The organism is Butyrivibrio sp. LB2008 (genome assembly GCF_000621565.1).
Lineage (GTDB): Bacteria > Bacillota > Clostridia > Lachnospirales > Lachnospiraceae > Butyrivibrio.
This window is the reverse complement of the sequence record NZ_KK211305.1, coordinates 278,021-290,133: the sequence shown is the minus strand read 5'-3', so window position 1 is coordinate 290,133 and position 12,113 is coordinate 278,021. Positions and strand designations below refer to the sequence as shown.

Sequence of the window (12,113 nt, the reverse complement as noted above, 5' to 3'; positions counted from 1 at the left end):
TTATCAAAGCAATTTCTTGAGTTCCTCGATTCCGGATACATCTGTTGCTTCTTTATTTTCATTCTGGATCTGAATATATACTTCTTTTCTGTAAATAGGTATCTCCTTGGGAGCCGCGATTCCAATCTTGATCTGGTCTCCTCTGATATCAAGTACAGTAATCTCAATATTGTTATTAATAACGATTGCTTCGTTCTTTTTTCTAGACAATGCTAACATATGCTATCCCTCCCAACTGTATGATCATGCGTTCGCTGTTTTGTTATTCTGCAAAATATCATAAATAGGGAACTTAACAGGATAGTCCTCGTTATCAATGATTGTCTGAGAAGCCTTCATCTCCTTGGTATTGATGATAAATGGTCCCTTAAGATTTACTGTCATCTGCTTAAGGTCATGCGGAACCGTAACCGTTACAAGCACAAGCATATCCTCATCCTGAAGATCGCCTATATCTGCAACCGCTTCCTTTTCTACTATAGGCTGATAATCCGGGCATACAAAGAGCGGATCCATAACAGGCATTGCAAATCCGGGCTCATCTATTGACTGCAACCACTTGATCGTATTTGTTCCCTGTTCCTCATCATGCATAAGTGTGAATCTCTTAAGATCAGGAAAACCGATTATTCCATTTGGAAAAGAAATGATCTTACTATCTTCAATCTCAACCTCTCCAAAGATTCTAGTGTTTAATTTCATGCTGCGACCTCCATAATCCTGATAAAAACAATGTTATCACTATTTAATTATATACGTTAAAACGTATAATTACCATACTACATTAAATATAATTCATAAGCGATGTCTGGCTTATCTTTCCTGTAGCCATAAGACTTGCTTCATATGTCACCTGCGCCGATGACAGCTGTGTTACCGTCGCCGCAAGATCTATATCCTCATTCTCAGACTGAAGTGACTTAAATGTCGTTGTCTGTGTCATAAGTCTTGAATTGATAAGATCTAGTCTCTTAGATCTTGTTCCGTTATCTGTAACCGCAAGATTTGCATTATCTAGTGCATTCTGAAGAGAGCTGATCTTGTGCTCAAATTCCTTCTGGATACTCTCTCTCTGATAATTGTAAGCTTTCTTGGCTGCATCGAGTTCCATCGTGAGTTTTTGTTTCTCATCGGAATCTGCCACCACGCCGTCAAGTCTGTCCTGAAGAGTCTTGATCGTAGAATTGATCTGAGTGAGTTTTCCGAGCATATTTGAAAGATCGTCTATATCTCTTTTTACACCTGTTGTGAAAACCGCATCTGCTGTAGTATTTACGACAACAGACTGTGCAAATCCAACGTCATAAGCGATATCATGAGCCGCTGAGCCTCTATTATAAAGGATTTTTTTGCCATTGTCATCGGTAAACGTACAGTTGAAGAGGTTTTGCGGTCTTATATCTCCGCTCTCCCATTCTTTTTTGCTGTAAACAACATCAATAGAATTGGCATTTATCAGATTTGGCAATGTAGAAAGCTTATCAGACAGCTCTTTATTCAAAAGAATCTCTCCCGTTGCCGCATTCAGATATGCCACGCTTCCTGTCGGTGCCGCATCAATTGCCCTGTAAACGTCATCCATCTCCTCTTCGGAACTGGTTGTATAGAGCATATTTGCCGATGAGATTTCAAGCTCAGTCTCTTTATATGACGAGTGCACGCTTCCATTGTCTGTGACATTGATTATATTTCTTGTTATCGTACCGTCTGAATTGTTCTTAACGCTGCCGTCTGTAACAGTATATGTTCCGTCACTGTTTATAACTGCCGTTGCAATTCTTCCTCCGCACTCGATCTTCATGCTGTAAGTCTGCCCGATCGCATCGACGAGCGGAAGCTTGAAGTTTACTCTCTCACCATCGTCATTTGTGAATGTAAGAGTAGTTTTCGGAACATTCTCCATTTTTGCCGTGCCAGACTCAATATTACCGCTCTGACCTGCCGGATCATACACTCCGTTCCTGTCTATAAAAAACTCATAGTCCTGCGATGAATCGCTGGCCTTTATATTGTGCGATCCGTCCGCATTGCTTGTGACGGTATATGTAATGTCTTCACTTGTAATTGTATACGACTCACCCGGATCAAGTTTGTCCGTTGTAGGAAGTGATACATGATGTGTCGCGCCCAATGTCGTTGTAAATGTAAGATCTATAAGATCCACATTTCCGTTAACGCTGCTAGTAGCAGGCTGCTTAAGATTCTCTCTCCACTTAAGAGTCGGAGATATAAAATCAGGATCTCCACTTCTGTAATTTAAGTTGTCATAAGAAAGTCTTATCTTTCCTACGTTGTATTCCACTATATCACTCTCTGACACCGGTGTTGATCCGGAGTTCAGAAGATTTGTGGATTCAAGGTTGCTCATACCCACCACTCTGCTTGATGATGCGATATTTGCAGCATTGAACTCATCATTTATTCCGCTGTAGTCAGCAGTTGTTGTTGTAGAAAAAGTAAGCGGCGTATCTGTTCTATATCCTGTAAAGATATATCTTCCGGCATAATCCACATTACCGGTCGCATAATATTCTTTTGCAAGAGCCTCCATCTGTGTAACGATCGTAGAAAGATCGTCAACCGTAAGGTCTTTGTTCGCGCCCTTTGTTGCCTGCTTAACAGCATCTGTAAGCACCGAAGTAACCGTAGACAAAGCATCTGCCGTTACATCAAGCCAGCTCTCGGCATCTTTTGCATTCTTCTCATAATATTGTGACATCTGAGTCACATTGCTGCGAAGGCGCAATGCTCTTATAGCGATAACAGGGTCATCTGAGGGTCTTGTAATCTTCTTCCCCGTAGCCATCATGGTATTGAGCTGATCCTCTGTAACCTTGTTGCAATTGATATTATATAAAGAGTTATTCTGCATTATCTTATTCGTAATACGCATAGCAAAAAGACCTCCGTCTGAGACCATCCTTTGTCAAAAACCAATGCGCATCCGTGCAGCATCTCTTTTATATGTATACTAGTTCACAATAATTATCGGACAGTACCTACTATATCTTTATAGCAAAAGCCAAAAAACTGCCAAGAACACATATCTAAAAACATCGGACGGCCAAAATCCGGCAAAAAAGCCAAAGCAGGCAGGTGATTTTTTACAAGCAACTTTGAGGGTCTTTGTGCTCGTCGGTACTTATGCCCTGTTTTTTAGGGCATTAGTACCGCTACGAAGCACAATGAAACGGGAGTGTTCCCAAAGTGATTGTAAAATATCACCTGCCTGCTTTGGATTTTTGCCTAGAATTTAAACTCCGGTCTGGAGAATGAGTCTGTCGTAGATCTCTGTAAGTGTCTGAATCATCTTAGATGAAAGTGTATATGCATTCTGGAATTTAACTAAGTTAGATGCTTCTTCATCTTTATCAACGCCGGAGTCGGAAAGTCTCTGATTAGAGATTGTTGTCTCAAGCGCTGTATATGTATCTTCCAAAGTGCTTGAATTGTTTGTATTAAGCGCAACATCGGCAAGAACCTTGGTAAGGAACTCTCCGGATGAAGCTCCACGGAATATCTTTTCCGTATTGAACATATCTTTTAACTTTGTCAGATTTCCAAATTCGGATTCACCCTCTGTTAAGTCTGCTCTTGTTGCAAGCCTGCTTGCGTCCGCAAGAAGAACACTGTTGACCTTAAAATTACCTGCACGGACCTTGTAATATCCTTTATTCTCAGACAGTGTAGTAAGCTGATCGATTGAGTACTGTGCCGCAGAGTTCATATCATCACCGCCTGTAAGAAGGAACTGACCTTTCTCATCGCTGTCTGAAGGATATCCGCCGACCATAACATTGTTTACTGCGGTTGAAAACTGCCTTACCCACTCGTTCATCTGTTCGAGATAGTAAGGAATTCCCTGATAATCGTTGAATTTACCTATAGACACATCTCTGTGTGAATCAGGCATACTTTTAAGTGATTCATCATCTATAGTGAATACATATGTATCTTTTCCGTCGTACTTCCAATCGTCATACTTATAGTCTTTGTCTCCGATATGGATCGCGCCCTGGCCCGGAATAGTACACTTTGTCATATCCATAAGATGCGGATCGGTCACCTTTACTGTTACTTTAACAGGACTCGACTCAGTATCAACTTCCGTACATCTTCCGTTAAAATAGTGCCCGTTATTTCCGTCTCTCATTGCAAGAAGCCCCTGAAGCTCTCCGCCGATAAGCTTTGAATCGATCGCAAAATCAGAAAGCTCGGAGATATCATCTCCATCTTTATAATTGGCACTTCCCCACTTAATATCATAAAGACCGTCTATATCATTCTGATTGGTCGCCCCATCCGAAGGACGTGAAACACAGACCATCTTTCTGAAATCATAAGTATCAACAAGCTCATATCCACCCGCAACCCAGATCTGAAAACGTGTTGCTCCGGTATTTCTGTCGGGCTGAGTCTCATCAACGATAGGAGTCTCTTTTACCTCAACCGAAATGATCTTGGAGAGTTCATCGATCATCACATCTCTTTTATCCCTGAGTTCATTTGCAACCGTTCCCGTCATCTCGATGATGTTGATCTGCTTATTGATGGAAGCAACTTCCTGAGCTATGGAAGTTACTCTGTCCGCACATAGCTTTACTTCCGAATTTACATCAGCCTGCTCGCTCTGAAGATTATTATATGCATTGTTAAAATACTCCGCGATACTCTGCATCTGTGATACAAATGTACTCTTAGCTTCTGTTGTACCTGCCGCTGTCATAACCGACTGAAGAGAAGCTGTCATCTTGTTATAAAGAGATGAGAAGCCTGTCGTTCCGTCATCATCAAGATACTGCTCGATAAGCTTGTTATAATAATTCTTCTGACTTACCTCGCCAAGAAGCTGTTCATTTTTTCTGAACTTAGCATCGTAAAAGCTGTCACGAACTCTTTCTATCGCGATAGTATCAACACCGGCGCCGGCGCAACCGTATTTTGCAAATACTCTGATCGCATCGGATGCTTCCTGCTTAACTGTCTGTCTGCTGTATCCATCCGTATTGGCATTTGCTATGTTGTTGGCGGTCGTGTTAAGTGCTGCATTTGCGGCTCTTAAACCCGATGCTGCAATATTAAGTCCAAAAAATGTCGATGTCATAATTTCTTCCCTCCGACATGTAAGTTACCGTCATGCACCAAGTGTTGTTACCAGATGCTCAAGCATATCACTTACTACGTTTATATATCGGCTCGATGCGTTGTATGCATTTTGGAACTGGATCATATATTCAAGTTCCTCATCACTTGATACACCTACTATCTGCTCTCTTGCGGCAGATATTGATGAAATCGTCTGCTCCTGAGCTTCTGCAATACTGTTATACACATCACCCGAATTGGCAATCTGTGATACAAAGCTGTTGTAATATGATATAAAGTTATTTCTCGTAGCAACATTAGGATTTAATGTATAATCCTCTTTTGTAAAAGCTTCTTTTAATGCAGCAATTGTTGCTGTATCTTCATTTCCTTCTACCGTTCTGAATGTAAATGCTGTAGGATCCGCCAAAAGAATGGAATTAACCTGCGTATTCTTTATCGTAAATCCTGTCATCACACTTCCCGCAGGATGTTTCTCATCAATGTCATACATAAGTGAATCCTCTTCATTTGCCACTTTGAACATTGTGAAATCCGCTGCTTTTCCAAGAGTGTTGTCCAGGGTTGCCGGATTACTCTCAGCATCTTCCATAATCTTATTTATTGCAGTCATGATATTGTGTATCATCTGGTCAAATTCTGCCTGAACGTTCATGATGACCGACTGCGCAATGTTTTTATTGTAATATTCTTCACTCTCGGTTATATCGTGATAAGTAGCATTGTGATCTCCTCTTGCAAGAAGTACAGCTCTGAGCTTTCCTATATCGGTATTCGTCGATGTGGCAACTGTCTGACTTAAGTCAAAAATATGCGCTCCGTCTATGGAAGTAACTACTTCTCTTCCGTCCTTATCATATTCTTTGACTGCCGCATACTCCCAGTAAGGTGTTGCATATCCCACACAACTTTCAAGCGTAGTGTCTATTCCGATATGATTTACATGATCTGTTGTTACAAAACTCGATCCTTCAAAAAGAACCGACACATTTCCGAAAATATCTTCCGAATAATCTATTCTTCCGTATTCTCCGAGCTTATCGAGAAGAAGGTTTCTTGTATCTCTAAGATCGTTTGCCTTCTCTTCTCTGCCTGATTCGATATTTACTATATCTTCATTTAATGCACGTATCTTGTCGCCGATCTCGTTTATATTACTAACCATATCGGCAATGGTAGAATCAAGATTCTCCTGATATGTTACAAGTCCGTCATAAACGCTCTTTGCTCTTGTCAAAAACTCATTTGCCCTTGTTACCATAGCACTCTGTGTAACTGCGGATGTGGGATCTTTGGCAAGCTCCTGAACCGCTGTCCACATATTGTTTAATGACTCCGCAAATTCTGTTCCGTTCATCTCCTGAAGCTGATCTTCAACTTCTTCGATAGCTTTTTTTGATATATCATAAAAGGCGTATCTTCCCGACTCCTGCCTGTACGAGCTGTCAAGGAAGCTACTCCTTACTTGTTTACAATTATTATATTCAACGCCTGTTCCAATCTGCTTCCAGGCAATACAGTTATTTCTTTTCTCAAGAGTCTGATAGGCTCTTGTTCCCTGCGATATCTGCTGCCTTGTATATCCTTCTGTATCAAGGTTTGCCATGTTATGTGCAGTTGTATTAAGTGCGTTCTGCGATGTCTGCAACCCTGATGTGCCGACATATAAGTTTGCCATGAGGGACATATTTCTTTCCTCCTGATCTTAGCAGGTCCTAGTCTTTTTATTTTTAAGCACAAAAAAGACACTACAACAATATCTATCGGTTACCCGAGAGGGTTATCTACATGCATCCGCACCATTGATGTACTCAAATGGTACTTTATTGCTTTGCATCAAACCCGCCCGATGTGTAACCAAGACATTCGCCTGTAGTGCCTAAAGCTCTTGAATAATTAGCCGTTTCCGGAGCTCTCTTTGAGGCCTGGATGATATTCATCTCGAATTGAACCATCTCCAATGAACTGCGTAGCAGCTCCTGATTTTGTCCGTTTACACGTCTGACATTTCCCGCAACACCAACGAGCCTATCGCGCTGCAATGTCAGGTTTTTCTGATCGACAGGTCTTTTTTCCAACACTTCGATCAAATCGGTCAGTTTCAATGAATTAACATCCTTGTTAAGTACGTTTGCAATATCTTTCATTGCCTCTTCGCGCTTTTTTTCGAGAGACTGAATATTACCTATTACGCACTGCTCCTCATCCGTGATTTCCGCAAGTGCCTCTAGATCTCCCTTCACAATTACGGAAGTCTTTCGGCTAGATAACCCCAGTAATTTTTCGTACATTGTACACTCCCGGTCGAGCACGTCGACCAGATTTTCCATTAAGCTTGCCACCGGAATCATCCTCCTGGATTATTTGTATTAAATTATTAACCTATACCGTTTGCTTCTTCGAATTTTGCCAGTAATTTATCAGCAAAAGCCTCGCCGCTCACATCATATGTGCCGTTCTTAACAGCTGCTTTGAGCGAAGCTACCAGATCTTCTCTGACATCAGGTGTTGCCTTTACAGCCTGCTTTGCAACCTGAATATCTTTTCCTATAGAAGAAAACGAAACTGTATCTCTTACATCATTTGTCTTCTTAACCTGCTGTGTCTTGTTTACCTTGCTGTTTGAATAGATCTGCTGAACCTGGTTGTACGCTTCTATACGCATATCTCTTCCTCCTTCCTTGGAGCATTTTTACTTCTCACTACATTTATCGGAAAAAGTTTCCATAACTTTAGTTTTGAGTTCAAAAAAATTTTTCCCTCATCTTTTTCAAAGTCATGGCAAAAACGCCCAAGGTATGCACCCTTTTTCACCCTACATTAATTTTATCGGACATCTTACGCAAAACTTTAGATTAATTTTATAAAAAAGATCAAATTTCTTCAATTTTTTCAAAGATGCCCGGAACACCTGCAATATCACGGTATCTTATCTATAAGTGACTTGAAACCGTACTTTTCAAACTCACTCTTAAGCTTCTCAGGATCAAGATTTATCTTAAAGTCATCAAGTTCTTTTCCAAACTCATAATCTTTCCTGATAGTCGCAAGATCTTTGGACAAAAGAGCCATATCTTTGTACTGGATCATCGCTTTGAGGGGGCTCCTTGTAATTCCAAGCTCCTCTTTCCACATCGTATTAAGCGCCTTCTGCTCTTTGGCATCCTTGCACTCATCGATTGCCTCATAGATTTTCTCCATCGTTCCGTATCTTGCAAGAAGCGGAATCGCAGCACTGCTGACTCCTTTGACACCGGGAATATTATCACTCGTATCGCCCTGAATTCCCTTAAGATCCGGAATCTGCGCGGGGCGAACTCCGTATTCTGAAAGACAGAGCGAAGGAGTCACTTCAAACGCCTTATCCGGAACCGAAACCATTTTATTATTATATCCGTATTCCGCACCATATTTATTCTGAAGCTCATCTGCAGTCTCCTGCTTGGTCTGAATGAGCCATACTCTGGTGTAATCGTTTATAAGCTGCAGATAGTCATGATCCTTGGTTATGATATATGACGGAATCTCTTTTTCAAACTTAGCGGCAACACTTCCGACAATGTCATCCGCCTCATACTGCATATCATACATAACCTGGAATCCGATATCCTCAAGGAACTTTTCCATATTCACAAACTGTTCTTTGAGAGGCTCGGGTGTCTCGCCGCGATTACCTTTATAATCGGGATATTTCTCTCTTCTGAATGTATCTCTGGTCATATCAAAAGCAAACACCATATGTGTCGGCTTCTGTTCCTTAATGATCTTAAGGATTGTCCGCATCATACCAAACATGGCATTTGTGTACTGCCCCGCCTCATTGTGCATGATCTGCGAATAAAGCTTTTCTTTTTTTTCAGGATCTTTCTCAAACAAAAGAGCCTTCGGAAGATTGCCGTAGTAATTCGTAACCAGCATAGAACTTCCATCTATAAGAATAAATTTTTGGTTTTCACTCATACTATCTTTTTTCTCCTTGGTATATCTAAAATATATCGCAATTATCTATACAATGCCTTATCGATACCGCCTCTTCGGTTGAATCTGTAGGTAGTATTGTCAACAACCTTCTTTGCATTAGTATCATATACGACAATGTTAATTCCGCATTCTCCCCTTGAGTACTCTTCGCCGTCAACTACTATCGAAGAATAATATCCTGAATCCCAACCGGCACCACTGACTGTGAATGAAGTCCCGTTATACTCTCCTGTATAAGACAGTTCTTCACTGCCGTGTGCTTCAACAACTCCCCCGGGTGTTATTACTGCATAATATGCTTCATGTTCACCAATATCGGCAAACTTCTCTATGCCGTACTTTTCCAAAGCCTCTATATCTTCCTCTTCCTGAGAAAGCCATATAGCATCCTTGACGCTCATCAGGATAATCGTGTCATCCAGCGAGCTTACATATGACATATAATCAGCGAAGTCACCTTTTAACAAATTGAAGTCACCTTCCCAGTCAAAATAAGTATGTTTCATACCCTTCTTATCCTGGCATGTCACTTCAATATAGGCATCCGTCAAATCATATCCCGCAAGATTTGCTTCAGCCCCGCTCGAAAAATCAGAATACATTTCCATGGTTAATACAATAGGATTGTCACAATGATCCTTATCCCATATCTTGGCGAAGGCATTCCACATTTCAAAATTATCCATATCACGGACTCTCAGTTTCATCTGCCCGTTTTTGGCAAGTTCCATGTCTATACCCGCAGGACGATTAACATCCCTTTTACGGTTAAGATCAAAACATGCAGAATCAATTACCTTTTCAAGCTCATAATCATATACAACAAAATTAAGTCCGTTCTCATTAAGTGCATACTCATCGCCGCCTATGACTATGCTACATTTTCCGCTGTTACCTGCAGCAGCACTCTCAACATGATACTGCATATCATTTCTAACGAGCGCTCCGTCATATTCAACAGTCTTTTCTCCCGAGCCGTAAACAATACTCGGTGAATCTATAACGGCGTATAAGCTTATATTTTTATACCCGGCGAGATGTTCGTTGATACCAAGTTTTCTCAGTTCATTCAGATCTTTTTCATATGAATTTGTCGTGATATCCCCGCATGAAGCTATAAATACAGCAATATCATCTTTTTTACCAAGCAGATCTATGTATCCGGCAAGGTCTTCATGTGCCTGGAGACTGAGATCTCCCGTGATCTCGTCAATCTTGCATGTAGATTCCCCTTTTGCTTTGTTGATAAAAGCGCCCAATCTGTTATTAACCTTGATATTTTCTACAGTCTCAACAACTATCGTTCCTTCCCTGTCCTTGAGACTGCTTATATCTACTTCGCAGGTGTAACTGTTACCGGCATCCCGTGCCATATCGAAGGCTTCAAGCTCATTCATGTCACTGTCATACAGTGTTGCCCGCACACCGGTGTAATTATCGACATTTATTATATTATCCGCTTTAAGAGTGATTGTTCCCTGCTCTTTGTTATAATCTGTAACATTAACTTCAGCATCGGGAAGAATTCTCTTATCTTTTTTGTCCTCTTCATCTCCTATTCCGGACATTTTATCCATAAATTCGGAATGCTTTGCAAGCTGGATATCAACATTTTCGCGTCCGAACTTTTCAAGGAGCGTCTTCTCATTAGAAAACAGATTGGTTCCAAGCCCCAGCCTGTTCCCATCTATCTGTGCTCCAATCGCCGCAAGAGTTGTAGGAAACATGTCCATTGTGGAATACTCTATTGATTCTCTGCGTTTCTTCTCTATATCCGAATTAAGTATGGTCATATAGGTCTTTCTGACATAATCGCCGTCAATACCATTGCAAAAATCGCCATTCATAGTGGCATGATCGCCACATATGACCACAACGGTATCTTTATAGAAATCCTGCTTCTTTATCCATTCAACGAATTCCGACACCTGCTTGCTAGAACATGCTATGACATTGGCATATTGATTACTTCCATATTTGTTTTCACATCTGTCGCAGACATATCCATCCGGATGATGCGTATCGACAGTAAGCATTGTCAGATTAAAAGGCTTGTCGCCCTTGCTCAATTCAAGCAGATCATTCTTGGCATTCTCGAACAGCTTTGTATCTTCATATCCCCAGAATACCATATAATCTTTGGGTATTATGTGGTTATTCTTGGCATATATGTAATCATGAAATGTGTAATTGCCATGTAACGAGAAAAAAAGCTTCCTTCCCCCGAACACCGCATCGGAGCCGATAAGGAGTTCCTGATTATACCCTTGCGATTCAAGAATATCTCCTATACAGGTAATTCCCGGGAAAAATGTCTTTTCCTCAGACATTGAATTTCCTTCAACAAGAATCTTTAGCGGCAATCCCGATGACTGTGCAAACATAGCCCCCATCGTCCATGATGCACCAACTGCGGGATAAGGACCGTTTAACTTGTCATCTCCCGAAAAGCACTCATTTTCTTCCGCAAGCTCAGTTAACTCAGGGATCAGATTATCTTTAAATCCTCCTCCGTTCTCTATATCACTGTAAGTTACTTCCATTGATTCCAGAAAAATATAGATAAGATTTTTCTTTTTCTCAGGAAATGTAATTTGTACATTACCGGGATCGATATAATTGTCTTCTATAAATGTTGATTCATCTCCCGCATTTGCCAGATATTCTAATACATTAAGTCTTTTGAAAAATACAGCCGAAGAAGTTACGGCAAAGATAATTGAGGCTATAAGCCCATAGATAATAACAAGATTCTTTTTCCTGAATATACCCAAAAATAATATTACGGCTACCACAACAATTGCAGGAACCAATGCTCCGACAACATAACGTGATATCATATCACTTCCGGTACCTTCAAGAGGAGCAGACAACTCATATACAAGTTCTTCCATGCTAAGACGCCCGAATGTCCTAAGGCACCATAAAATGGAAAAACCAAGTAAGCTCATCAAAGCCATGATCACAGTAACTAAGAAATTTTTCAACCCCGTTTTCATCAATCATACACTCCTTCAGACACTTTG

At 40.8% G+C, this 12,113-nt stretch carries 9 protein-coding genes; all 9 read right to left on the bottom strand.

Features of this window, described 5'->3' with window-relative positions:
- Positions 1-3: 3 nt before the first annotated feature.
- A complete protein-coding gene (gene csrA / locus T356_RS0111280; protein WP_026514568.1) occupies positions 4-219 on the bottom strand; it encodes a carbon storage regulator CsrA in 216 nt (71 codons plus the stop codon).
- Positions 220-243: 24 nt separating this feature from the next.
- Positions 244-702 (bottom strand): flagellar assembly protein FliW, encoded by a 459-nt coding sequence (gene fliW / locus T356_RS0111275; RefSeq protein ID WP_026514567.1) that lies wholly within the window; start codon positions 700-702, stop codon positions 244-246.
- 82 nt (positions 703-784) lie between these two features.
- Positions 785-2,893, bottom strand: coding sequence for a flagellin N-terminal helical domain-containing protein (locus T356_RS20460; protein WP_051563392.1), 2,109 nt, complete (start codon positions 2,891-2,893; stop codon positions 785-787).
- A gap of 360 nt (positions 2,894-3,253) precedes the next feature.
- Positions 3,254-5,104: a flagellar hook-associated protein FlgK gene (locus tag T356_RS0111265; RefSeq protein WP_026514566.1), complete on the bottom strand. Its 1,851-nt coding sequence runs from the start codon at positions 5,102-5,104 to the stop codon at positions 3,254-3,256.
- 30 nt (positions 5,105-5,134) lie between these two features.
- Positions 5,135-6,793, bottom strand: a complete 1,659-nt coding sequence (gene flgK, locus T356_RS0111260; protein WP_026514565.1) for a flagellar hook-associated protein FlgK — start codon at positions 6,791-6,793, stop codon at positions 5,135-5,137.
- Positions 6,794-6,929: 136 nt separating this feature from the next.
- Entirely contained in the window at positions 6,930-7,457 is a 528-nt protein-coding gene (locus T356_RS0111255) for a flagellar protein FlgN (protein ID WP_242846599.1), read from the bottom strand.
- Between the two features lie 26 nt (positions 7,458-7,483).
- Positions 7,484-7,771 carry a flagellar biosynthesis anti-sigma factor FlgM gene (flgM, locus tag T356_RS0111250; RefSeq protein WP_026514563.1) on the bottom strand — a complete coding sequence of 96 codons (288 nt, stop codon included), beginning with the start codon at positions 7,769-7,771 and terminating at the stop codon, positions 7,484-7,486.
- 254 nt (positions 7,772-8,025) lie between these two features.
- Positions 8,026-9,066, bottom strand: a complete 1,041-nt coding sequence (locus tag T356_RS19265) for a 5'-3' exonuclease (RefSeq protein ID WP_051563391.1) — start codon at positions 9,064-9,066, stop codon at positions 8,026-8,028.
- A 41-nt stretch (positions 9,067-9,107) separates the two neighbouring features.
- Positions 9,108-12,086 (bottom strand): LTA synthase family protein, encoded by a 2,979-nt coding sequence (locus tag T356_RS20455; RefSeq protein ID WP_081777821.1) that lies wholly within the window; start codon positions 12,084-12,086, stop codon positions 9,108-9,110.
- Positions 12,087-12,113: the final 27 nt, after the last annotated feature.

Bases quoted from the DNA above. Each gene is read 5' to 3' on its own strand.
- T356_RS0111255 (WP_242846599.1), bottom strand. From the start codon at position 7,457: ATGATTCCGGTGGCAAGCTTAATGGAAAATCTGGTCGACGTGCTCGAC.
- flgM (WP_026514563.1), bottom strand. From the start codon at position 7,771: ATGCGTATAGAAGCGTACAACCAGGTTCAGCAGATCTATTCAAACAGC.
- T356_RS20460 (WP_051563392.1), bottom strand. From the start codon at position 2,893: ATGCGTATTACGAATAAGATAATGCAGAATAACTCTTTATATAATATC.
- flgK (WP_026514565.1), bottom strand. From the start codon at position 6,793: ATGTCCCTCATGGCAAACTTATATGTCGGCACATCAGGGTTGCAGACA.
- fliW (WP_026514567.1), bottom strand. From the start codon at position 702: ATGAAATTAAACACTAGAATCTTTGGAGAGGTTGAGATTGAAGATAGT.
- csrA (WP_026514568.1), bottom strand. From the start codon at position 219: ATGTTAGCATTGTCTAGAAAAAAGAACGAAGCAATCGTTATTAATAAC.
- T356_RS20455 (WP_081777821.1), bottom strand. From the start codon at position 12,086: ATGAAAACGGGGTTGAAAAATTTCTTAGTTACTGTGATCATGGCTTTG.
- T356_RS19265 (WP_051563391.1), bottom strand. From the start codon at position 9,066: ATGAGTGAAAACCAAAAATTTATTCTTATAGATGGAAGTTCTATGCTG.
- T356_RS0111265 (WP_026514566.1), bottom strand. From the start codon at position 5,104: ATGACATCGACATTTTTTGGACTTAATATTGCAGCATCGGGTTTAAGA.